This is a genomic window from Bacteroides sp. 90-K9/2 (assembly GCF_047310725.1).
Taxonomy (GTDB): Bacteria; Bacteroidota; Bacteroidia; order Bacteroidales; family Bacteroidaceae; genus Bacteroides; species Bacteroides vicugnae.
Window position 1 is genome coordinate 149784 of sequence record NZ_JBCGVL010000001.1, and the last position, 24959, is coordinate 174742.

Sequence of the window (24959 nt, forward strand, 5' to 3'; positions counted from 1 at the left end):
ATTCTTTATGTTTTTAGAAAGTTAGTTCGACGCCAAAAGAGTATTGCTTGGTATTGGGGTAGTTACCCAACTGGATATTACTGTCCACTTCCGGATCATATCCTTTATATTTAGTCACAGTTAGCAAATTACGTCCTACAAAATAGATTCTGGCATTACTGATTACTCCGGTTTTCTGAATCAGCTTGGTAGGGAAAGTATATCCGACAGTCAGATTTTTCATACGCATAAATGAGGCATTTTCCAACAAATGCGTGTCAAACTGCATCGGAGAATCCGGAGTAGAGATTCTGGTTACGTCTCCCGGTTTCTGCCACATATTAAGCATTTCCACGGTTTGATTGTCCGAACCCGCGAAGGTCGGATTTTCTGTAAAGAAGCGTTCATTATTCAACATATACTGGCCAAGCATAAAGGAAAAGTCCGCGCTGACGGAAATCCCTTTCCATCCGAATTGGGTGCCAAAACCACCTGACCAAGGTGCGTAACGTTGCTTACCGATAAAAACGGCATCTTCTTCGGAATAACTTTTCGTCAGATTTCCATTTTTATCATACCACATATTATATCCGTCACGCGGATCGACTCCCGCCCACTTTACATAGTAATATTCTCCCCAAGGTTTACCGACTTTCATTTTCAAACCGGTATCGGGTAAGGTATATTCATCCAACCCGTTAAACAGTTTGGTTATTTCATTCTTATTATAATTCAAATTTCCGGAAACACTCCATGAAAAGTCTCTTGTTTTCAGAATATCCACTCCCAGTGTAATATCAAAGCCACGATTACGCATACTCGCCACATTTTCCACACTACTGCCATGTCCGGTAGTGTATGACAACGGATACGCCATCAGCATATCTTCTGTCTGACGGTTATAGAATTCCAAATCCACAGAAAAACGGTCAAACACCCTTGTGCTGATTCCTATATTCAGTGTTTTCATACTTTCCCATGTCAGGTTATCATTCCCAACGGTGGAAGGAGCAATACCTGCCTGCCCGTTATACAGCAAACCGGAGCCAACCAATGCCAAAGCGTTATAGGCACTGATACCGGAATTACCTGTTGTTCCATAGCTCGCTTTCAACTGCAAGCTGTTCAACCATGAGATATTCTGCATAAAATCTTCTTTTCTCATATCCCACATGGCTCCTAATGAATAGAAGTTTGCCCATTGGTTGTTTTTGGCAAACAAAGAAGAACCGTCACGTCGTGCTGCCAAATCAATATAGTATCGGTCAGCAAAGCTATAGCTGATTGTACCGAAATAGGAATTGAATACTTTATCATACATTGAGTGTATGGGTACTTCTGATTCGGCTCCTGCTGCCATCAGCATCATCCGGCTGTCTACCATTTTTTTAGAAGTCGCCGAGAAATTCTCATTTTTGGTTATGATGGATTCCTGTCCCGCCAATACCGTAAAATGATGTGCACCCGACAAACTGAACTTATATTCTGCCGTATTGGTAAAAGTAAATGAATAATAACGTTCAAAAGACTCGGATGCTACTCCTGCTCCCTCAAATGGTCCTTCCGGATATGCTTTATGAGAGTTGCGGTAATCAAAAGCATCTACTGCCTGTGAAGTACGGATATTCAATCCTTTTATCGGGTTTATATTAAAGAAGGTATTACCGTTGATACGTACCGTACTCCGGTCGTTAGGCTGAAGCTCTGACAGATAATACGGATTATAGTATCCCATATCGTCTAAATGATCCAGTCGCTTGCCATAACCTGTAAAATTACCTTCTTCATCGGTCAATATTTCATTCATCGTCTGATCGGGACGATAAATGCGGGCAGCATATGCTTTATTATAAACGCTATTGGCTTCCGTACCGAAAGTGGTTGTATTATATTTCTGATAGGAAAGGTTCACATTAATTCCTGCCTTCAGCCAATCGGTCACCTTCACTTCTACATTACTACGCAAAGTCTCACGACGCAGGGATGAATCATCCATAATTCCATCCGTATCATAGTGACCGAATGAGACATAATAGTTGATACCTTCAGAGCCACCGACCACATTTACATCATATTGCTGGGTAGGAGCTGCATCTCCGAAAAAGACGTCCGACCAGTCTGTCGATATACCATTATCTACATAGAACTTTTTCCGTTTTTGGAATGTCGTATCATATACTTTCCCCGGGTCCAACATTTCCTGCAGAGTGAGCCATTGTTCGCTGTTCATCATCTCGATATTGTCTCCCGTCATTTTAGACCAGCCATATTGCGCATTAACGGTTACACGGGCTTTCTGTCCCATTTTACCTTTCTTACTAGTCATTATTACCACTCCGTTAGCAGCACGGGATCCATAAATGGCTGTTGAGGACGCATCTTTCAATACAGTCATGCTTTCGATGTCATTCGGATTTAATGCAGTAAATGCACCGGAGGAGATAGGTGAACCGTCGAGAATAAAAAGAGGTTCTGTATTTGAGTTGATCGAACTTACTCCACGCAATCTCATTACGACAGTTCCGCTCGGTTCCCCACTAGGAGTAAAAACCTGCAAACCGGCAACCTGTCCTTGCAATGCATCCCCGGCATTGGCCACAGGTTTATTGGCTATCTTACTATTATTTACTGTTGTTACAGAACCTACTACCGAACCTAGTTTCTTTGCCGAACCGTAGCCCACCACCACAACTTCGTCCATCAGTTGTGCATCAGATTTCAAAATAACTTTAATAGTCGGCTGTACAGAAACCGACTCCGTTTTCATACCTATATAAGAGATTTGTATTATTTTTGCTGAATTTGGTACATTTAGCAAAGTAAAACGACCATCCACGTCTGTTATTGTACCTAAATTTGTGCCTTTTATGACAATCGAAGCCCCTACAACAGGCTGTTTGTCATCATCGGAAATCACAGTCCCCGTGACTTTCTGCGTTTGAGCTGTTATCAGCCCGATACCTATAAAAAGGTATCCAAATAGCAGCGCTAATTTTTTCTTCATAAATCTCTTTTTAAGTTATTAAATAGCCCTAAAACAATTAAACTCACTTTTCACACTTTATTAAGTTCTATCAGAACTTAATAAAGATTCATTGCTTTTGTTGTGTTTTTACATCAAATATGTTATCTAGGGGAGAAATGTTGCTTGATTTTACTTTTTCGATCAATCCATATAACGATTTCGCAAAAAAAATATGTCTTTTCGTTGTTTTTTGCAAAAAGAATATATACTTTTGTTCCATTAAACGATACCAAAAAGGAATTGTTAATAAATACAACTTGAGAAAGATTGATAATTTACATTTTAATAACTTATACACTTATTTTAATATAAATAGGGTATGAAAAATCACCAAGTTCTGATAGAACTTGGTGATTTTTCTTTTAATGAAGTACGCTATAGCCATTTTATCTCAATTAACCTCCTATCAAACCTTTCATCAATATTATAATTAAATTTCAAATTGATCTTAAACATAAAATAAAATCAGAATTATAAAAGAGTCTCGTTTAAACTATGTTAAATAGGTACTATCTGAAAATTCTCCATATATGACACTCGGTATATTTCTTTATACAAATAAAAACACTCAAACACATAGCGATACAATTTCTTTACATTGAAATAGATTAGATTATTTCACGATTTCAATTTTTTGAGAGATTTACTATAGTTTTATCTCTTGATTTTAAGGAGCGCCTCGTTGCTTTAAAACCAACGGGGTATTCCTCGGTGTCGAACGGGTCGTTCCTTTTAAAGGAACGACCCGTTGGTTTTAAACCAAAAATCACTTATGTAACCACCTGAAATCCAAATCATTACACAAGCATTCTCTCGTACCTTCCTTTTATAAGAAAATTCTCAACACAATAATGCAAATGCCAATATTAAAAATGGTACTACTCTGATAAATATTTTACAAATAAAATCTAAAAAACAATGATTACAGTTACTTTCCAAATCAAGCCCTATCTAGCGGCTTACATGTACGTGCGCTATAAAAATCACCTCGACGTACCTCCAGACCGCTTTTCCTCCTCGCCTTCCGCCATCCATCTTCTTGACACGCAGCCTCTTTACCACTTCCTCCACCAACTTTCCATCCCACACCCTCCCAATGCCTCATGGCACGAAACCGGAAATATCACCTTTACTCTCCCCCACCCAAGAAACGGAAAAAATCCAAATGTATATAATTATATAGGTCACGACAGTGCACTTATCATTGAAAAAGCAATGGAAGTAGAAATGAAGGCCGAACTTTATGAATTTCTTCTGGAAAATAAATACTGCCACGGCATCATGTTCAAAAAATCAATGGAAACTTTCGTCGCACATTATAATATGGTAGAGTTAGTGGAAGAAGAAAGTTTAATGAGGGCGTTTCAGAGGTGGAGAAAGATAGTGAAGGAGGAGAAAAACATGTGATAATTTATAGGTTCCATATAAAATGGACCGTTTTTTATTATTTTTGTGTGCAACAAAATGTCTAAAGTATGAAATTGAATAATTTTTTAATCGAAATAGGCAAAGTTTGTCTTGTCGAGCAAGAACGGATGAAACAGAAGCAACGAAATGGAGATTACTTCAACGTTTTCAACACGCTTGGACTATGGTCTGATGAGGTAAGATTACATTCCGCATTTCTTGCAGAATTGTTAAATCCTAACGGAAGTCATGGACTGAAAGATGCTCTACTTAAAGAATTCCTTGCAGTTATTGGCTTAAACAAAGATTATATTTCCAATTGTAAAAGCAATATAGTCGAACGATATATTGGTGAGCGAACAGAGTCCACTGGTGGGCGCATTGATATAATCTTAGAGGATGGCGAACATGCAGTTATCATTGAGAATAAAATATATGCTATTGATCAACACCATCAGTTATTGCGATACAACAACTATGGAAAACAACACTTTCCAAAAGGGTTCAAACTGATTTATCTTACACTTGACGGTCATGAGGCAAGTAAAGATTCATTGGGAAACGAAGAGATGGACTATCATTGTATCTCATACGATGAGCATATTCTCCATTGGCTGTCGCAGTGTGTAATGTTAGCATACGACAAACCGTTGGCAAGAGAGACTATTTCCCAGTACATAACACTTATTAAACAAATAACCGGACAAGATATGAATAAAGATAGTAGTGATAAAATAGTAAATTTAGCCATCAATAATATAGAGGCTGTTGTGGCCTTGATGGATAACAGAGCTGAAATTAGCAATAGATTAAGGAATGAATTCGTATTTAAACCGTTAGGTAAATTTGCGTCCCAAATGGGATTGTTTTTTGAAGTCAAAAAAGGGAATGAAGGTCCGGCTATATTATTCAAAAAGCCAAATTGGTCTCACTATATAACGATAACGAGAGATGATGGAAGAGATTCGGATTGGAAGAATCTTTATATTGGTGTCTCAAAATCTTATAACTCTGATGGTAAAGATCGGCCTTTGCCTCGTGTTCAGCTATCATGTTTTTCCGGATAGAATCCAGAGACTTACCCATGTAGTAATTCAAAAAATGGAAGATTGTATGAAAGCTCATGCAAAATAGACGATTATGAAAGTATACACTCAATATGATACGACGAACCATATTATACCTTAAAGACATAAAACAGAATAAGTATTACAATATACTTACTGTTATTGAGAATATTTTGGATGATATGCAGGATTACAATCCATCAATGTCAAGAAAAAGTTTCCTCGATCGTGGTAAAGATGATGCTCCATTCCGTACCGGACTACTAATTGAGGATATTGATACCGACATTCTACCTCAAGCTCCTATGGATGAAATTACTATATACGGAATGCCTCTTTATTTTTTGAATGATTCTTTTGGGCAATACCCCTCTGGTAATCCCCTAGGAAAGCTATTTATAGAATTGGAGAAAAAAGACTTGATTACTTTACCGGATATATTACCTAAACGCAAATGTTCTTTCAGACTGAAAGGTTTCTTTGATCCTAATTCTCAAATGCTGAAGGAACTTCAGTTGAAAGGTTTGCTCCCAAAACTCTCATATCTCACAAAGAAACATTTAGGATATGACATTATGGAATATACCAGCCATATCGGTAATGTATATATCCTACATAATAATGAGATATTTCGGAATATTGACTTTCGGGTATCTGAAAAACCAAATGGACTTTACATGCAAATGAAATTCAGGAAACCATATGTAGATTCTTTAAAGGTGAGAATAACGCAGTATGATAATGAAAGTAACATCATAACCGAAACGGATACAGTTATTGATTGCAGATCTGCGAATATATTTATTCCGCTACCATTCTTCTCACTGCAAGTTGGCATAAAGATATTCAATAACAATGGTGAACTGATTTGGATGAATAAACGTGTCATTTTTCTAGGCAAAGAATTCAGTTATGAAACTTTTTCATCTAAAGAAATAGAACTGGAGAAAAGTGAATCAGATGGCAGCAAAAGAACTGCAACTGTGACAAAAATCGTCTTGAATGGTAAGAAAAAAAGGAAGTCAAATAAAAAATTAAAGGATAATCTCGCTAATGATGAGTCACGTTGTTTAGCTGAATTGAATGAAAAACACATGGAGTTTGTATTTTTTAGTGCAGATACTAATCAGAATAAAGAAAATAAAGAAAAGGCAGGAGAATATGTCATGCAACTACTCAACTCTGCAGAAAACGAATGTCTCATTTGTGATCCTTATTTCAAGAAAGAAGATTTCGAAAAGTACATATTCTTTATGAAAAAACTTGACGTAAAAGTAAAAATTATCAATAGCGAGAAACAGCTAGGTAATATAAGTTCACCGGATTCCGAAGACTATCTATTGAAACTGAACGATTGCATCAACTATTACAATAGAAAAGTGGGAAGAGAGGTGGCAGAATGTCGTTCGCTTACGAAGAATCTGTCTATTCACGATCGTTTCATTATCATTGATGATTGTGGCTGGCTTATTGGTTCTTCATTAAATGAGTTCGGTAACAGAGCATCTTCTATTTGTAAGATACCACAAGGTAGTTTAGAATATATGCGTAAGAACTTCGAACGATGGTGGAATGACACAGAAAACTCGGAGTCACTTGACGGCTATATCCAACGCAAAGTTAAGCTCAATGCAAGCCCGAAAGGGAAACTATTAAAACATATTGCTCATTTGACCAGAGTTTTGAACTCACTGAAATCTCAATTAGCTAAATAAAAACATTATGAATCTGGATATTGAAATTCCGAATAGAAACTTCCATGAATTATGTAATGTCATAAAATGGAAGGAAACCCCACATACATATAATAAAGAAGAGTTGCAAGCAAAATCAATAGCAGATGTACTTTACAATAACATGACATTCGATTCTGACGATGTACTCAAACATTCCTATTCTTGTGCTCATGGCAAAGAAGGAACGTTCAATTATCTATTATCAGGAAAAAGTGACGAAGAACTGCAAAATGATGTTTCACAAATATATCATTGTTACTCCTGCTATATACTTTTACCTAGTGAATATTATATACTTTCCAACAGGTTACTACGAGAAGGCAACTATTTGCAATGGCTCACTCTACTACAAAACTTAAAACATTTATTTCTGCAATCAGTACTTATTATGGAACTTAAAGCAGAGCAACATTTTCTTGCAATACTTCATAATCTTGAAAAATACCATTTCGAATATCCTAAAACGATGGCTGCCTTGATAAGAGAATATTGGTTCGAATGGAGTCAACAAGTGTCTGTAAATCTCCATTCTTATACACTGAATGAAGACAATGATTATGATAAGAGATTTCTTCAAATTCAAAGACAAGGTGAGCTCAAATACAATGATTGGAAGGCTCATTTAAAAGATCATATAAAAGTGATGTTTGAAAAGTTACAAATATGTTTCACGGAACAGGAACTAACCAGATGGGCAGCAACACTGAAACTGAAACAAAGAGAAAGCAGGAAAGATGTGCATTATGAAGCATATAATAAGTTAACTGAATTAATAAAGGATTATATTATTAATAAGTATAATGCAACCTATTGGGATATAGATACGGGAGACTTTGACTACTTGGTACTCGTGATAGATATACTCCTCAATGATGAAGAGCCAAATGTATCTAAGTTAGAATCGGCTATAAAGACTATCATTAATAATATAAAGAATAATACATATAAATGGTATCCAACACTGGATTCTAACAGTATTGCTAATCTCAATACAATAATCAATGCAATAACACATATGGGAAATTCTGGCAAATTATTATTAGAAAAGGAATCGAAATTATGCCATATTGTGTATGAGGGATGGAATGCGACGTCAGAGAATAATCTTTATGACAAGTTACAATCAGAATGTTTCATCTTCTGCTGCCAACTACTGCTTGTTAGTGCTTCTGAAGCTTTCAATGATGAAATAGAACGAGAGTTATTTTGGAATAAAGTCACAGAAAGTCTATTTCGCCAAATACATGTCTGCGATAATAAACATTTTATAGAACGATATTACAAACATGTACTGATACTAGCTGCCCTTATCATCAATCAGAAACACAAGGAAGGAGAAATGGAATTCCTGAACAAAGTAAAAATGGAAATCATTGATGAGAATATACAAAAAGAAATCATATCGCAAGTTTTACATAAGAAATAGGATTTTCATTTTTTCTGTTTAAAGTTCCTTCTTCTTTCCCATAGTTACAAAAGATTATTCAATAGTACTTAAATAAGGAACGGCACCATAACGTCCTTTTATATAATTACGTTCAAGATTACCATCTCCTCTCGGCTTCGTTCCGTCAGGTAACACTATATGCATCAAACTGTACAAATCTGTAGATTCAGCCTTATCTTTCTCTGTAAACCATATTTGATCACGACGTAACAAATGCGAAGAAAGCAGATTGGTATCATGTGTAGTAAACAAGAGTTGTGCATGATGCTGATTTGTCTTTTCACTACTGAACAGTTTGATTATATGTTGAGAAATCAATGGGTGCATTTTAGCATCCAATTCATCCATCACCAACAACCGACCATGACGTAAAGCTTCAAACAACGGTCCTGCCAGTTCGAAAAGTTTCTGTGTACCTTGTGATTCACAATAATCAAAACGAAAAAGTTGTTTACCTGTTATTTCTCCATCTTTATTATATATATTATGCACAGTAAAAACATCTATCGCTTTTCTGCCTTTTTCTATCTCATGCTCATCGGTTTCTATATCGATGAAACCTAGCTGCAAATCTTTGAAGAATTGTAAAGCATCAACTGATTCTGCTTCTTTATTCAAAAATTGTCTTTTCGTCAAGCCCTCATAACCTTGGCTATTCAATCCAGATATAACATTGTATCCGGAATTAAAAAAATCTAAAACATTTTTGCTGATAGTTCCACCAAGCTGAGCTACCAATGACAGGAACAAACGATTATCATTTGTTCGTTCTTCCCAACCTATACCTTCTGCAAAAAGCATTTCATCAACGCCAATACCTTCTTCATCACGTACGAAATAAGGCAATTCTTTCTTATTCTTTTTACTGATAAACAACCACTCGCGCTCTATTTGTCGCAATGTATAATTAAAGCCATACCTTACACGAGTCTCATCTTATTGGATTTAGAAGCCAAATAATCTCTTAATAAGGCCAGACGTTCATGACACAAAAGCCTGTTGAATTGGGTAGATATCTAATCAGAAAACCCGGGGGATATCATTCTGTATAAAACAAGATTTGCAGTCAAAGAGAAAAAGCGTAAAAAGGTATAAAGAAAAGAGGGTGTACAAGCACCCTCTTTTTCTATACTCTTTTATCCTACAATACTCTTTATATAATCAGACGGACATACATGATAGAAGTCTTTGAACTTCTTTCCAAAGTATTTGGCATCGCAATAGCCCAGTATACCTGCAATATCCGAAATGTTGTACTGCTGGGAGGCCAGCAATTTAAGTGCTTTGTCCATTTTGAATGAATTGATATAGTTTTCGGGAGGGTTGCCCGTAATCTCTCTTATCTTATTATAAAAAGCAGTGCGGCTCATGCCTATATCAACGCTTAATTTATCTATTGTATATTTATCAGTAGAGAGATTTTTCTCCAGGATTTCATTGACTTTATCCATAAATTTCCGGTCGGCATTTTCTGTTTCTATTTCGGCTTTTGTGGAAATCATCGGAGAAATGGCATCTGACAGAAACAGCCTGATCCGTTCGCGTAAGACCATGCGGTTTTCGACAAGCATACGTATGTCTGCTCTAAGTTTACAAATGCTTTCCGTACGCAATCCCAGACGGTCTGCCCCACTCCCTAAATGTGACAAATAGCTTTCGTTATCAAAGGCTCTTAATAGAAGAATGATTGGTATGTATCCTATCGTTTTATCTTCCTTAATTTGAGTGCTAAGTATATCTCCGCTTATTCCATTCACATTGTCGTCAATAATGATAGCATCAGGATTTTGACTGATAGCCGTATCCATTAACAGCTCCGGATTATCAAGAACTGAAACTTGAAAATAGCGTGATAAGGTTTTCTTTAAATAATCACTGAATAACTTATCTGCCATTACTAATAGGATATGGGAAGTTTCTCTCGCTTTAGTGTTTTGTTTATTGCTCTTAGGACTCTCGCAGGAGTCATTTGTTGGAGCCTTCGTTTTTGTAGAAGAATGTCTCAATACCGGGCATGACTGATTCTGACAACGGCAGTCTGTCGGAATGACGATTTGAAAAGTAGCTGCTTTACCATGTCTGCATCCGGTTATTTTTCCGCCATGCAGACGGATGATTTTTCTTACCGTCCATAAATCACTATATCCATACACGGGAAATATAATAGGAATAAAGGGAAACATTTTCTCTGTTCTTTGCCCGGCTATTTCGTTATTGCTAATCTGCAACTGCCAAGAATTTATTGTGTGGGTTACGTTGATTGATATGCAACAGCCTGACTCGGAAATCAAAATCATCTTGTTGATAAGGTGTTGAAGTGCTGCAGTCATTATGTTTTCGTTTATCCTGCAACTGACGCAATCCGAACATTCACCAACAGTCAGCTGTATCTGGCGGGAGTTGGCATAAGTCCGGCATTGATTGACAATGGAAGTAACATAAGTGGAAAGTTCCAAATTTACCGTTGACGTTTTAGGAGGAATTCTCTTATTTACTTTATTTAGAGTTGCAATATTCTGGTTACAATATATGATACATTCGGCATATCCCAGTGCTTCTTCCACTTGTTGGGAAAGAGGTTCAGGGAGGTTGCCTGTTTTGAGTTCTTCCAATTGATTCCGCAGCAATATTAACGGTGTATGTGCTGTATGGAGCATGTTCATGGCAATCTTAAATTTTTCATGCGATAATAACTGCACATTGTATTCTATTATAAGATACGCAAATAGAATCACAAACAGTCCAATACCGAGACTTTCCACAGGGACCGCATATCCAAGCAACGACAAATCGGGTAAAATGATGCCAATAGTTTGTTTGCTGTTTACTAAATTGGCTCCAGGATCTGAAGAGGATAAAGCTCGGAAGCTTACTAATAAATTCAGGTAACAATCATTCATACTAATATCGGATTTGATTAATATTCTACACCTTTCGTAAAACACGCCTGATAATCTTTTAACGTGCTTAAAATCCGATGCAAGTATAAACTTTTCAACGTTCACACAGGAGGTGGTTTCCAACAAAAACAATGGGTGTTTTCTATCAAAAATGGTAACAATGTCTTTTGTTACCGAAATATTAAGAGGGGTATACTATCAAGTCTTCGTTTTACCCCAACAGCCTCTGTTAGTTAATTATTTTCATCATAATAATACGCTCATAATATCATGAAAAAATTAATTGAATCATCAAAACAATAGATTCTATTGAGTCATAAAACTACGTATATAATTAGAAAATTATATATGTAAGTGAGTATCATTTAACCATAAGGAACATATATATCACAGAAATACCTCATCATACAATGAAATATTCTTCGCATCGTAGACATGAGTGACTGCAAATATATCGTCTTTCTTGATTAGTAACCAGTCTCTGTCCTGATCGTCCATATTCGTATGGATAAGGGTAAACAGGCCTTTGAGCTTATGACCATGTAATTTGAATTCAAGTATTCTGTTTTTAATGGCAGCGGAAATGTTACGATTATTACCGACACAAGCATAGGTTCCGCTATCCCATATTTCCACTGTACCCGCTCCATAGTTGCCTTCGGGTATAACTCCCTCAAAGTGTGCGTAACTCAAAGGGTGATCTTCTACTTGTATAGCCAGTCTTTTATCTTTCGGATTCATGGAAGGGCCTTTAGGAACCACCCAGCTTTTCAACACTCCATCCACTTCCAGACGGAAATCGAAATGAAAATGACTGGCTTCATGCTTTTGGACAACAAAAACAGGTATCCGGCTTGGAGTTTCCACTGTATCCGCCGTCGGTTCGGGAGTCTCACTGAATAGTCTTTTTGCCTGGTACTCTTTGAGGTTGCTGAAAGAGGGATCTGCCTGCTTTTCCACCATTTTTGTACTTTTTCCTTCATCGGGAGAATTCTTTGCCATAATCTGTATTTTTTCAGGTGAATAAAAAATGAATGATTAATTGTCACAACAATCAGCATATCTGTTTGTTGCCGGAATTCATCTATTTTAATGGCTTTAAAACCGTATTTACGTTTGTTTATAGCAAAAAGCGGGTAAATATGTAACATTGCACATATTTACCCGCTTTCTGCAGGATCTAATTTCTTACTTGCCGGAAATTGAGTCTTTCTTACCTTGCTTATTTACAATAGAAGGACTTCCTTTGTATTCAATATCTCCGCTGCCACTGGCTTTTGCGTCCAACTGTTTGGAAGCGTAACAAGATATATCGCCGGAACCTGAAACTGTAGCAACGACATTAGTAGCCGTCAGCTTGTCGGCACTGATATCACCGGAACCATTCACAGTCAGCATAGCCATTTGAGTGGCACCTTTTATTTTCACGTCACCGGAACCGCTAACTATCGTTTTTACAGTAGTGGCCTTCACATTCTTCACGTCAATATCTCCACTACCTTTTACAAAAGCGGAAAGATTGGTGTATTGCAGATTTTCAGCTTCAATATCTCCGGAACCTGTTATATTCAGATTTAAGTCAGCTCCTTTGATAGTACCTTTCAGATATACATCGGCCGAGCCTTTAATATCGACATTATCCAATGAAGGAGAAGAGGCAATCACTTTCAACCGGCGTTCTCCGCTAAGAATCTTAACGCCTTTCTTTATATTTACCTGTAGCACTCCATTTACCGTAGATACTTCCAACAGGTCAACCAGATTATCCGAACCATATATAGAAACTGTTGTTTTAGAACCATTACTCTGACGATACTCAACGTCGGGACTACCCAGAACTCTGATTGAACTGAAATTGCTCACGTTATTCAGTTCTTTCGTGATATATTTCTTACTAGGAGTAACGGTCTGTGCCTGTATTCCTGTAAAGCACAAGAACATCAGCACCACTAACATAGATGTAACATTAAAACTTTTCATAATTTCTTCTTATTAAATATTCTACTGACAAATATAGGAAGTATATTTCAAAGTATGGCAACTGAAAGAATAATAAATCATTCCTACTTCTTAGTACCTGCATAGTGGGTACAAAATCCCCCATTAAACGTCCTTTTATAAAAGTATAAAAGCAGTTAGATGGAAATGAATAAAAAAAGATTAATCGGGTACCTGTTTGTACTGATGTCTGTGGGCTGCATTCATGCGCAGGAAACGAATGTGTCTGCACAAGAATATAAACTATGGTATGACTGCCCGGCACAGGTATGGACAGAAGCACTACCTTTGGGAAATGGACGCCTGGGAGCCATGGTTTATGGGACACCAGGGACAGAACAAATACAACTAAACGAAGAAACGATCTGGGCAGGACGCCCCAATAACAACGCCAATCCGGACGCGCTGGAGTATATTCCCAAAGTGCGTGAACTTGTTTTTGCCGGAAAATACCTGGAAGCACAGACTCTCGCTACAGAAAAGGTGATGGCAAAGACGAATTCCGGAATGCCATATCAAAGTTTCGGTGATTTGCGAATTGCCTTTCCCGGTCATACCCGTTATTCCAACTATTATCGGGAGTTAAGTCTGGATTCAGCACGTGTGATGGTGCGTTATGAAGTAGACGGAGTGCAATATCAACGCGAAACGATTACTTCATTTACCGATCAGGTAGTAATGGTGCGCCTGACAGCCAATCGTCCCGGACAAATTACATTTAACGCTCAACTGACTTCGCCTCACCAGGACGTAATGATCGCTTCTGAAGCAGGAAACTGCGTAACTCTTTCAGGAGTATCCTCCTTGCATGAGGGGTTGAAAGGGAAAGTGGAATTTCAAGGCAGATTGACTGCTAAAAATAAAGGTGGAGAAATAGCTTGTGCCGATGGGATACTTTCTGTTGAGAAAGCCGACGAAGCAATCATCTATGTATCTATTGCGACTAATTTCAATAATTATCAAGATATTACCGGTAATCAAGTAGAACGGGCAAAAAACTATTTGGAGAAGGCAATGGTTCATCCATTCATCGAATCGAAAAAGAGCCACGTTGATTTCTACCGGCAATACCTGACACGCGTTTCTCTCGATTTAGGAAAAGACCAATATGCAAATGTGCCAACCGATAAGCGTGTGGAAAATTTCAAGAACACCAATGATGCTCATCTGGTTGCCACTTATTTCCAATTCGGACGTTATCTGTTGATCTGTTCTTCCCAACCGGGAGGACAGCCCGCCAACCTGCAAGGAATCTGGAATGATAAATTATTCCCTTCCTGGGACAGTAAATATACCTGTAACATCAATTTGGAAATGAATTACTGGCCTTCAGAAGTAACGAATCTAAGTGAGTTGAATGAACCGTTATTCCGCTTGATAAAAGAGGTTAGCGATACAGGAAAAGAGACGGCTAAGGTTATGTATGGAGCCAACGGATGGGTATTACATCATAACACGGATATATGGCGCATCACAGGGGCGGTTGATAAAGCTCCTTCAGGTATGTGGCCCAGTGGTGGTGCATGGCTTTGCCGGCATCTCTGGGAACGTTATCTATACACCGGAGATATTGAGTTCCTGCGTTCTGTTTACCCGATACTGAAAGAGTCCGGACGTTTCTTTGATGAAATCATGGTGAAAGAGCCGGTACACAACTGGTTGGTAGTCTGCCCCAGTAATTCACCGGAGAATGTACATTCGGGGAGTGACGGAAAAGCCACTACAGCTGCCGGATGCACCATGGACAACCAATTGGTCTTCGATCTTTGGACAGCAATTATATCTGCTTCTCAAATACTGGACACAGATCAGGAATTTGCCACTCACCTGGCCCAACGTCTCAAAGAAATGGCTCCTATGCAAGTAGGACATTGGGGACAATTACAGGAGTGGATGTTCGACTGGGATGACCCGAAAGATGTACACCGCCACATTTCTCATTTATACGGACTATTCCCCAGCAATCAGATTTCTCCTTATCGTACTCCTGAATTATTCGATGCAGCACGTACTTCTCTGATTCATCGCGGTGACCCGTCGACCGGATGGAGCATGGGATGGAAAGTTTGCCTCTGGGCACGCCTTCTTGATGGTGACCATGCTTACAAACTGATTACAGATCAGTTGACCCTTGTGCGCAATGAAAAGAAAAAAGGAGGTACCTACCCTAACCTGTTCGATGCGCATCCACCATTCCAGATTGATGGAAACTTCGGTTGTGCCGCAGGTATTGCAGAAATGTTGATGCAAAGTTACGATGGTTTTATTTATCTGTTTCCTGCACTTCCTACCGTCTGGCAGGAAGGTTTTATCAAAGGAATTATTGCACGTGGAGGTTTCGAACTTGATTTGAGCTGGAAAAACGGGAAAGTAAGCCGTCTGGTTGTGAAATCTCATAAGGGAGGTAACTGTCGCTTACGTTCACTCAACCCATTAACAGGCAAGGGTCTGAAGCGTGCCAAAGGTGAAAACCCGAATCCTCTTTATGCCGTTCCCACTATTCCCGAACCATTGATTAACGAAAAGGCAAACCTGAATAAGGTGGAAATTGCAGAGACTTATGTCTATGATCTGCCTACCAAAGCAGGACAAGAATATGTATTGATTGGAAAATAATAACTCGACCGATATGAACAAAAACTTATTAAAACTGATGGTAGCTTGTGGAACGACTTGTTTTCTGGCATGCACAGCACCTCAAAAAGTAGAAACGGAAAAATGGAGTGAACGCATGGCACGCTCCGAAATGAAACGTTTCCCCGAACCCTGGATGATTGAAAAAGCTAAGAAACCACGTTGGGGATATACCCACGGACTGGTAGTGAAATCCATGTTGGAAGAATGGAAACATACCGGAGACAGCACATATTATGATTATGCCAAGATCTATGCGGATAGCTTGATTGATGCCGACGGACGTATCAAAACCATGAAATATCTTTCATTCAATATTGATAACGTCAACGGTGGAAAGATTCTTTTCGATCTTTATGCACAGACCGGAGACGAACGTTATAAAATTGCCATGGATACCTTGCGCAAACAAATGGCAGAGCAGCCCCGTACCAGTGAAGGAGGGTTCTGGCATAAATTGAGATACCCTCATCAAATGTGGCTGGACGGAATCTTTATGGCTTCTCCTTATCTGGTTCAATATGGGGCCACTTTCAACGAACCGGCTTTATTTGACGAAGCAACGAAACAGATTCTTTTAATAAATAGTAAGACTTATGATCCTGCAACAGGATTGTATTATCACGGATGGGATGAAAGCCGGGAACAGAAATGGGCAAATCCAGAAACGGGTTGCTCTCCTAATTTCTGGAGTCGCAGCATCGGATGGTACGGAGCGGCTATCGTAGATGTACTGGACTTCCTGCCACAGGAAACTGCCGGACGCGACAGCATTATACAGATTTTGCAAGGATTGGCAAAAACGCTTGTGAAATATCAGGATCCTCAATCCGGAACCTGGTATCAGGTGACCGATCAGGGAGCACGGGAAGGTAATTATCTGGAGTCATCTGCTACTGCCTTGTTTGTCTACACTCTCGCCAAAGCTATCAATAAAGGATATCTTGGCAACGAATATATCGAACCGACAAAGAAAGCCTTTGATGGAATGGTAAAGACATTCACCCGTCTTGAAGAAGATGGTAGCTATACAATCACTAACTGCTGTGCAGTGGCAGGATTGGGCGGAGACTCGAAAAGATACCGTGACGGCTCATTTGAATATTATATCAGTGAACCGATCATAGAGAATGATCCGAAATCGGTCGGTTCATTTATTCTGGCTGCCATTGAATATGAGAAAATGACAGAGAAAAAATAATTTTTAGACACGGATTACACGAATTTCACGGCTTTTGAAATATGACTAGCAACAGCGTAATTTGTGTAATCCGTGCCTAATATTCGAAAACAATAAACTAAAAACGATAAAATACAATGAGAAAATTCAAGATTCTTCCTCTCTTATTGCTGTTGCTAACTTTAGTTATCCCGGCAGCGGCACAGAAGAAAACGCAAAAGACGTACATTCCCTGGAACAACGGAAAGCTTGTAGTTTCCGAAGAGGGACGTTACCTGAAACATGAAAACGGTGCTCCTTTCTTTTGGTTAGGCGAAACGGGATGGTTATTACCCGAACGCTTGAACCGGGATGAAGCCGAATATTATCTGGAACAATGTAAACGCCGCGGATATAATGTGATTCAGGTTCAAACATTGAATAATGTTCCGTCTATGAATATCTACGGACAGTATTCGATGATTGACGGATACAACTTCAAAAACATCAATCAAAAAGGTGTATACGGTTACTGGGATCACATGGATTATATTATCCGTACAGCAGCAAAGAAGGGTTTGTATATTGGTATGGTCTGTATTTGGGGAAGTCCTGTGAACCGGGGTGAAATGACTGTTGACCAAGCAAAAGCATACGGTAAGTTTCTGGCAGAACGTTATAAGGACGAACCGAACATTATCTGGTTTATCGGCGGAGACATCCGTGGCGATGTAAAAACCGCCGAATGGGAAGCTCTGGCCACTTCTATCAAAGCTATCGACAAGAATCACCTGATGACATTCCATCCGCGTGGAAGAACAACTTCTGCTACTTGGTTTAACAATGCTCCCTGGTTGGATTTCAATATGTTTCAAAGCGGACACCGCCGCTACGGGCAACGTTTCGGAGACGGTGATTATCCTATTGAAGAAAATACGGAAGAAGATAACTGGCGTTTCGTAGAGCGTAGCTTGGCTATGAAGCCAATGAAACCCGTGATTGACGGTGAACCGATTTACGAAGAAATTCCTCATGGCCTGCATGATGAGAACGAATTGCTCTGGAAAGACTATGATGTACGCCGGTATGCTTACTGGTCGGTATTTGCCGGTTCTTTCGGACATACATACGGTCATAATTCTATCATGCAATTTATCAAACCGGGTGTAGGTGGTGCTTATGGCGCTAAAAAGCCTTGGTATGAAGCACTGGATGATCCGGGTTACAATCAAATGAAGTATCTGAAAAACCTGATGTTGACTTTCCCGTTCTTCGAACGTATACCCGATCAGTCTGTCATCGTTGGACAGAATGGAGAACGTTATGACCGAGCTATCGCTACACGTGGTAATGATTATCTGATGGTATACAACTACACCGGACGTCCGATGGAAGTTGATTTCAATAAGATCAGTGGTGCGAAGAAGAACGCTTGGTGGTTCACTACGAAAGATGGCAAGCTGGAATATATCGGCGAATTTGATAATGGAGTGCACAAATTTCAACATGACAGTGGTTACTGCAGTGGAAACGATCATATCCTGATTGTAGTGGACAGCTGTAAAAACTATATGGAGAAGGACTGGACAGAGTTACCGGATGCACAACAAAAATGGAATAAATAATTATATTATGAGGCACGGATTACACGGATTTCACGGTTGCTTTGCACAATCATAATTCTAAAAGCCGTGTAATCCGTGTAATCCGTGCCTAAATTTATAGATGAAAACCTACTTATGAATAAAAGAATATTTATATTATTCCTATTTTCCCTTCTGCTCTTTACCGGGTCCATATACGCAGCCATAGGTATCACTGACCTGCGAACAGAACAGTTGAAAAATCCGGCAGGTATCGATGTGCGCCAACCTCGATTGAGTTGGCGCATCGAATCGGATGGACAGAATGTGATACAAACTGCGTATCACATTCTTGTTGCATCTTCCCCAGAGCTATTGGAACAAGGAAAAGGGGATATCTGGGATTCAGGAAAGATTGAATCTGACGCTTCCCAATGGATCGCTTATCAAGGAAAAACGCTAAAGCGTAATGCTCCCTACTATTGGAAAGTGAAAATCGACACCAACAAGGGGACAACAGATTGGAGTACTCCGGCTTTCTGGACTACAGGACTGTTTAATGAAGCGGATTGGCAAGGGCAATGGATTGGTTTGGATAAAGCTGCTCCCGGAGACAGCGAAACACAATGGAGCCGCTTGGCAGCCCGCTATCTCCGCAAAGAATTTGCATTGAAGAAAGAAGTGAAACGTGCCACAGTGCACATTGCCGGAATGGGATTGTATGAACTGTTTATCAACGGACAACGTATCGGCAATCAAGTTCTGGCTCCTGCTCCTACCGACTATCGGAAAACGCTTCTGTACAACACCTATGATGTCACATCGTTGCTTCAAACAGAGAATGCTATTGGAGTAACTCTCGGAAATGGTCGTTTCTATACGATGCGCCAAAACTATAAACCGTATAAGATACCGACTTTCGGCTATCCTAAACTTCGGTTGAATCTGATTGTGGAATATGCAGACGGCAGCAAAGAAACGATTGCTTCAAACACCACTTGGAAATTGACAACTGACGGTCCTATCCGTAGCAATAATGAATACGATGGTGAAGAGTACGACGCCCGTAAAGAGTTAGGAAACTGGACTCAAACCGGGTATGATGACAAAAACTGGATGCCGGCACAACGTGTGAGCATTCCTTCGGGAACATTGCGTGCGCAAATGATGCCCGGTATGAAAGTCACAGAAACGTTGAAACCTGTTTCCATTAAAAAGCTCGGCAATAAATATATCTTGGATATCGGTCAGAATATGGCAGGATGGGTACGTTTCCGAGTTAAAGGACAGGCTGGTGACAGTATCCGCCTCCGTTTCGCAGAAAGTCTGCAAAGCAATGGTGAACTTTACACCAGAAATTTTAGGGATGCCCGTTCTACAGATGTATATGTTGTCAGTGGACGCGAAACAAAAGATGCTACCTGGGCACCTCGTTTTATCTATCATGGATTTCGCTATGTAGAAGTTAGCGGTTATCCGAATGCGAAGGCTGAAGATTTCGTAGCTGAGGTAGTAGAAGATGAAATGGAGCATACCGGAACTTTCAACTGTTCTGACGAGACTCTGAATAAGATTATCCGTAATGCATTCTGGGGAATCCGGAGTAATTATAAAGGTATGCCGGTAGACTGTCCACAACGAAATGAGCGCCAGCCATGGTTGGGCGACCGTACCATGGGGTGTTGGGGAGAGAGTATGCTTTTCGATAATTATGCAATGTACACCAAATGGACGCGTGACATTCGCGAAGCACAACGTGAAGACGGCTGTATTCCTGATGTGGCCCCGGCATACTGGAATTATTACTCGGATAATGTGACCTGGCCTGCCGCTTTACCTATGGCCTGCGACATGCTTTTCACAAACTTTGGAGACAAACGTCCGATCGAGGAGAATTATCCGGCTATCAAAAAATGGGTATCTCATATCCGCGAATACTACATGACAGAGGAATATATCATCACCAAAGATAAATATGGTGACTGGTGCGTTCCACCCGAATCACTGGAGTTGATTCACAGTAAAGACCCATCCCGCAAGACTGATGGAGATTTGATCGCAACCGCTTATTATCTAAAGGTACTGCAACTGATGCACCGCTTTGCAAGTCTGCAAGGACTGGAAGCTGACGCAAAAGAATGGGAAGATTTGGAACATCGCATGAAAGATGCATTCAACGCCCGTTTCCTACACGTAAAAGAAAGCACCTCACTCGTGCCGGGACATGCCTTATATCCGGATAGTATTTTCTATGGCAACAACACGGTTACTGCCAATATTTTGCCACTTGCCTTCGGACTGGTTCCTAAAAATCAGATCAATGCGGTAGCCCAAAATGCCGTGGCTTCTATTATTACGACCAACAAAGGACATATAAGTACCGGAGTAATCGGCGTACAATGGTTATTGCGTGAATTGAGCCGTCGTGGACATGCCGATGTAGCTTATTTACTGGCTACCAATAAAACATATCCTTCCTGGGGATATATGGTTGAAAAAGGTGCTACCACTATTTGGGAATTATGGAATGGTGATACAGCCAATCCTGAAATGAACAGTGGTAATCACGTGATGCTTTTAGGCGATTTATTACCTTGGTGTTTCAATAATCTGGCAGGTATTCGTGCAGACCGCTGGAAGTCCGGTTATAAACATATCGTTTTCCAACCGGCTTTTGAAATCCAGGAGTTAAGCAATGTGGATGCATCATACATGAGCATCTACGGGAAAATAACCAGTCGGTGGGCAAAGACTCCTACTCATTTGGAATGGGACATCGAGCTTCCTGCCAATACAACAGGTGAAGTGCACCTACCGGATGGACGGAAGGAAAAGATCGGATCGGGAAAATATCACTTCAGTGTAGACATCCCCACCCGGAATACGGCTATTCTAAGTGATGAATTCCTGTACGAGAAAGCTTCTTTCCCCGAATGTCACGGAGCTACGATTGTAGAATTGAAGAACGGTGATCTCGTAGCTTCTTTCTTCGGAGGAACCAAAGAACGCAATCCGGATTGTTGCATCTGGGTATGTCGTAAGCCGAAAGGTTCCAAAGAATGGACTGCCCCCAAACTTGCCGCTGACGGTGTGTTCTTGCTCAAAGATTCACAAGCTGCATTGGCTGGAATCGATTCAACTTGTACACCTGTGAAAGATGAGAAAGGAAAACTTATTGCCCGCAGAAAAGCTTGTTGGAATCCGGTTCTTTTCCAGATTCCCGGAGGTGACTTGATTCTGTTCTATAAAATAGGTCTGAAAGTGAGTGACTGGACAGGATGGCTGGTTCGTTCACGTGACGGAGGAAAGACTTGGAGCAAACGCGAACCGCTTCCGGAAGGTTTTCTTGGACCTATTAAGAATAAGCCGGAATATATCAATGGGCGTATCATCTGTCCTTCCAGTACGGAAGGAAGTAACGGATGGCGTATTCACTTCGAGATTTCCGATGATAAAGGCAAGACCTGGAAGATGGTAGGTCCACTGGATGCCGAGTTATCCGTCCCCACCCAAAACCGTAAAAAAGGTGGCATGAATGTGGACGATCAGGAAGGAGGAGAAGCGATCAGAGGAGAAGGAGCCAAACCTGTTTATGCGATACAACCTAGTATTCTGAAGCATAAAGACGGGAGATTACAGGTACTCTGCCGTACACGTAATGCACAAGTAGCAACTGCATGGAGCAGCGATAATGGTGATACGTGGAGTAAAGTAACGCTGCTGGATGTTCCGAATAATAATTCCGGAACGGATGCTGTGACAATGAAAGACGGCAGACATATACTTATCTACAATAATTTCTCTACATTACCCGGAACTCCGAAAGGTCCGCGTACTCCGCTTTGTGTAGCCGTATCAGAAGATGGCATCAACTGGAAGCCTGTTCTTACATTGGAAGACAGTCCGATCAGCCAATACTCTTATCCTAGTATTATCCAGGGAAAAGACGGAAAACTGCATGCCATTTACACTTGGCGTCGCCAACGAATTAAATATGCAGAGATAGATTCGACGAAGTTTTAAATTGAACCGTCATCTGAATAAAATCGACCGCTCCTTTGTCCGCAAAAGAGCAGTCGATTCTTTGTATTTATCCATTTTATATTTTACATTTGCCAATAAATAAAAAAGAACGATGGCAGATAATTATATAGAAAGACAACAGGAACAATATGAAGCCAGAAAGGCTGCTTGGAAACAAGCACAGAAATATGGTAAGAAGAAATCTACAACAGTTCATCCGGCTGAATCGGCTTCGTGTACTCCAATGACCTCCAAATCAGCCCCCTCCAAAAGAAGAGTATTTATAACAGGAGGAGCGGAAGGAATAGGCAAGGCAATGGTAGAAGCTTTTTGCCTGTCCGGCAATCAAGTCGCTTTTTGTGATATAAATGAAATAGCGGGACAAGAGACTGCAAAAGCAACCGGATCTATATTCCATAAAGTCGATGTCAGCGATAAGGATGCACTTGAAAGTTGCATGCAACGTATTCTTTCCGATTGGAAGGATATTGATATCATTGTCAACAACGTCGGTATCAGTCAATTTTCGTCGATCACCGAAACGAGCGTAGAGGATTTCGACAAAATTCTTTCTATCAATCTACGCCCTGTATTTATCACCTCCCGCCTGCTTGCCATACATCGTAAAGAACAGTCTTCTCCTAACCCATACGGCCGGATTATCAATATCTGCTCCACACGTTACCTGATGAGTGAACCGGGAAGTGAAGGTTATGCAGCTTCGAAAGGCGGTATCTATTCTTTAACTCATGCACTGGCCTTGTCGTTATCCGAATGGAATATCACCGTCAACTCTATTGCTCCGGGATGGATACAAACTCATGATTATGACCAACTCCGACCGGAAGATCATTCACAGCATCCTTCGCGACGGGTAGGCAAACCGGAAGATATTGCCCGTATGTGTTTGTTTCTCTGTGAAGAAAACAATGATTTCATCAATGGAGAAAATATCACGATTGACGGAGGAATGACGAAAAAGATGATTTATCCGGAGTAACTTGAAATGAAGTCATCACCTCTGTAACAGATATAATAATATCTATTATTGCCCAATATTATATTTATCAGATACAATGATATGTCTTTATCATATCATTAATCACCATGAGACTCTTGCAACACGCTTCGGGTAACTTCCACTCCTGTCTTCACTATCGAAGCTGCATGATGAAACTCCAACATATCATAGGTATCGCCGGACATCTGAATTAAGATATCCGGCTGACAACGCTCTATCTGGTAACGAGTGATTTGTTGCATCATCATTCTTGAAGATTCTGTCAATAGATTATAAGGAGATATTTTCTTTTTCTTTCCGGAATTGAGGGGTGCATTCACATCGACAGCTATCAGGATATCTCCTTCAATGCGTTTTACATGAGCCAATGGAAGAGGATTCAGAATGCCTCCGTCAATCAGAACCATGCCGTCTTTTCTCAATGGACGGAAAAGCATGGGGATGGAAATAGATGCACGGATAGCTTCATGTAAGCTCCCCCTGTCAAACCTCACTTCCTGATCGCGGACAATATCCGTAGCCATTGCTACATAAGGGACAGGCAGGTCTTCAATATTCATGTCCGGAATAATCTGTTTCAGTTCTTTGATAAAACGGTCACCTTTCACCAATCCATCCCGGCTTAAGGTAATATCCACCAATTCCCACATTTTACGTTTATCCCAACTATATAGCCATTCCTTACATTCTTCCATCTTTCCTGAAGCGTACATCGCCCCCACCATAGCTCCCATCGAGCTTCCTGCAATAGAAGTGATCTCAAAATTGTGACGGAGCAATTCTTCAATTACTCCTATATGTGCTATCCCACGTGCTCCTCCCATAGAAAGGACCAATGCTACTTTTTGCTTATCCATATCATCTACATTTCAAATAGTTATCTACAAAATAACACATTTTCAGCGAAAAAGATGTTTAGTAATCGTGAAGAAATAATTTATAGCGGCGTTTTATGAGAGATAAAGCTATGCTTTAGAGAT

The 24959-nt window shown here is 39.9% G+C and carries 14 protein-coding genes and 1 pseudogene; 9 read left to right on the top strand and 6 right to left on the bottom strand.

What is annotated here, in order from left to right:
- Positions 1–13: 13 nt before the first annotated feature.
- A complete protein-coding gene (locus AAHJ11_RS00490; RefSeq protein ID WP_234132200.1) occupies positions 14–2983 on the bottom strand; it encodes a SusC/RagA family TonB-linked outer membrane protein in 2970 nt (989 codons plus the stop codon).
- Positions 2984–3922: 939 nt separating this feature from the next.
- Here AAHJ11_RS00490 and AAHJ11_RS00495 point away from each other — a divergent pair.
- The 4 genes from AAHJ11_RS00495 (at position 3923) to AAHJ11_RS00510 (ending at position 8640) form a co-directional block, all read left to right on the top strand.
- Positions 3923–4411: a hypothetical protein gene (locus AAHJ11_RS00495; protein ID WP_234132201.1), complete on the top strand. Its 489-nt coding sequence runs from the start codon at positions 3923–3925 to the stop codon at positions 4409–4411.
- 68 nt (positions 4412–4479) lie between these two features.
- Positions 4480–5478: a PD-(D/E)XK nuclease family protein gene (locus AAHJ11_RS00500; protein WP_259022898.1), complete on the top strand. Its 999-nt coding sequence runs from the start codon at positions 4480–4482 to the stop codon at positions 5476–5478.
- A 92-nt stretch (positions 5479–5570) separates the two neighbouring features.
- Entirely contained in the window at positions 5571–7193 is a 1623-nt protein-coding gene (locus AAHJ11_RS00505) for a VPA1262 family N-terminal domain-containing protein (protein WP_413578882.1), read from the top strand.
- A 7-nt stretch (positions 7194–7200) separates the two neighbouring features.
- Positions 7201–8640 carry a hypothetical protein gene (locus AAHJ11_RS00510; RefSeq protein WP_413578884.1) on the top strand — a complete coding sequence of 480 codons (1440 nt, stop codon included), beginning with the start codon at positions 7201–7203 and terminating at the stop codon, positions 8638–8640.
- A gap of 54 nt (positions 8641–8694) precedes the next feature.
- On the opposite strand, the pseudogene AAHJ11_RS00515 reads toward AAHJ11_RS00510, so the two are convergent.
- From AAHJ11_RS00515 to AAHJ11_RS00530, 4 genes and pseudogenes are all read right to left on the bottom strand, one after another.
- Positions 8695–9585: pseudogene (locus tag AAHJ11_RS00515) on the bottom strand (AAA family ATPase); the annotation flags it as partial.
- Positions 9586–9797: 212 nt separating this feature from the next.
- Positions 9798–11561: a helix-turn-helix domain-containing protein gene (locus AAHJ11_RS00520; RefSeq protein WP_413578886.1), complete on the bottom strand. Its 1764-nt coding sequence runs from the start codon at positions 11559–11561 to the stop codon at positions 9798–9800.
- A gap of 387 nt (positions 11562–11948) precedes the next feature.
- Positions 11949–12563, bottom strand: coding sequence for a DNA polymerase ligase N-terminal domain-containing protein (locus AAHJ11_RS00525; RefSeq protein ID WP_413578888.1), 615 nt, complete (start codon positions 12561–12563; stop codon positions 11949–11951).
- A gap of 186 nt (positions 12564–12749) precedes the next feature.
- Positions 12750–13541, bottom strand: a complete 792-nt coding sequence (locus AAHJ11_RS00530) for a head GIN domain-containing protein (protein ID WP_195650385.1) — start codon at positions 13539–13541, stop codon at positions 12750–12752.
- 165 nt (positions 13542–13706) lie between these two features.
- Here AAHJ11_RS00530 and AAHJ11_RS00535 point away from each other — a divergent pair, with 165 nt between their 5' ends.
- The 5 genes from AAHJ11_RS00535 to AAHJ11_RS00555 all read left to right on the top strand — a co-directional run bounded on the left by AAHJ11_RS00535 (position 13707) and on the right by AAHJ11_RS00555 (position 23958).
- Complete coding sequence (locus AAHJ11_RS00535; RefSeq protein WP_413579263.1) at positions 13707–16175, top strand: glycosyl hydrolase family 95 catalytic domain-containing protein; 2469 nt, start codon at positions 13707–13709, stop codon at positions 16173–16175.
- Positions 16176–16188: 13 nt separating this feature from the next.
- Complete coding sequence (locus AAHJ11_RS00540; protein WP_322019209.1) at positions 16189–17394, top strand: glycoside hydrolase family 88 protein; 1206 nt, start codon at positions 16189–16191, stop codon at positions 17392–17394.
- 116 nt (positions 17395–17510) lie between these two features.
- The gene (locus AAHJ11_RS00545) at positions 17511–18977 is read left to right on the top strand and encodes a glycoside hydrolase family 140 protein (RefSeq protein ID WP_195650383.1); all 1467 of its coding nucleotides are present in this window, start codon (positions 17511–17513) and stop codon (positions 18975–18977) included.
- 114 nt (positions 18978–19091) lie between these two features.
- On the top strand, positions 19092–22958 hold the full coding sequence (locus AAHJ11_RS00550) for a family 78 glycoside hydrolase catalytic domain (protein ID WP_413578891.1): 3867 nt from the start codon (positions 19092–19094) through the stop codon (positions 22956–22958).
- A 112-nt stretch (positions 22959–23070) separates the two neighbouring features.
- Positions 23071–23958 carry an SDR family NAD(P)-dependent oxidoreductase gene (locus AAHJ11_RS00555; RefSeq protein ID WP_195650381.1) on the top strand — a complete coding sequence of 296 codons (888 nt, stop codon included), beginning with the start codon at positions 23071–23073 and terminating at the stop codon, positions 23956–23958.
- Between the two features lie 98 nt (positions 23959–24056).
- On the opposite strand, the gene AAHJ11_RS00560 is transcribed toward AAHJ11_RS00555, so the two are convergent.
- A complete protein-coding gene (locus AAHJ11_RS00560; protein WP_413578894.1) occupies positions 24057–24836 on the bottom strand; it encodes a patatin-like phospholipase family protein in 780 nt (259 codons plus the stop codon).
- Between the last annotated feature and the right edge of the window lie 123 nt (positions 24837–24959).

Coding starts and splice junctions, on each gene's coding strand:
- AAHJ11_RS00490 (WP_234132200.1), bottom strand. CDS start 2,983: ATGAAGAAAAAATTAGCGCTGCTATTTGGATACCTTTTTATAGGTATC.
- AAHJ11_RS00495 (WP_234132201.1), top strand. CDS start 3,923: ATGATTACAGTTACTTTCCAAATCAAGCCCTATCTAGCGGCTTACATG.
- AAHJ11_RS00500 (WP_259022898.1), top strand. CDS start 4,480: ATGAAATTGAATAATTTTTTAATCGAAATAGGCAAAGTTTGTCTTGTC.
- AAHJ11_RS00505 (WP_413578882.1), top strand. CDS start 5,571: ATGATACGACGAACCATATTATACCTTAAAGACATAAAACAGAATAAG.
- AAHJ11_RS00510 (WP_413578884.1), top strand. CDS start 7,201: ATGAATCTGGATATTGAAATTCCGAATAGAAACTTCCATGAATTATGT.
- AAHJ11_RS00520 (WP_413578886.1), bottom strand. CDS start 11,561: ATGAATGATTGTTACCTGAATTTATTAGTAAGCTTCCGAGCTTTATCC.
- AAHJ11_RS00525 (WP_413578888.1), bottom strand. CDS start 12,563: ATGGCAAAGAATTCTCCCGATGAAGGAAAAAGTACAAAAATGGTGGAA.
- AAHJ11_RS00530 (WP_195650385.1), bottom strand. CDS start 13,541: ATGAAAAGTTTTAATGTTACATCTATGTTAGTGGTGCTGATGTTCTTG.
- AAHJ11_RS00535 (WP_413579263.1), top strand. CDS start 13,707: ATGAATAAAAAAAGATTAATCGGGTACCTGTTTGTACTGATGTCTGTG.
- AAHJ11_RS00540 (WP_322019209.1), top strand. CDS start 16,189: ATGAACAAAAACTTATTAAAACTGATGGTAGCTTGTGGAACGACTTGT.
- AAHJ11_RS00545 (WP_195650383.1), top strand. CDS start 17,511: ATGAGAAAATTCAAGATTCTTCCTCTCTTATTGCTGTTGCTAACTTTA.
- AAHJ11_RS00550 (WP_413578891.1), top strand. CDS start 19,092: ATGAATAAAAGAATATTTATATTATTCCTATTTTCCCTTCTGCTCTTT.
- AAHJ11_RS00555 (WP_195650381.1), top strand. CDS start 23,071: ATGGCAGATAATTATATAGAAAGACAACAGGAACAATATGAAGCCAGA.
- AAHJ11_RS00560 (WP_413578894.1), bottom strand. CDS start 24,836: ATGGATAAGCAAAAAGTAGCATTGGTCCTTTCTATGGGAGGAGCACGT.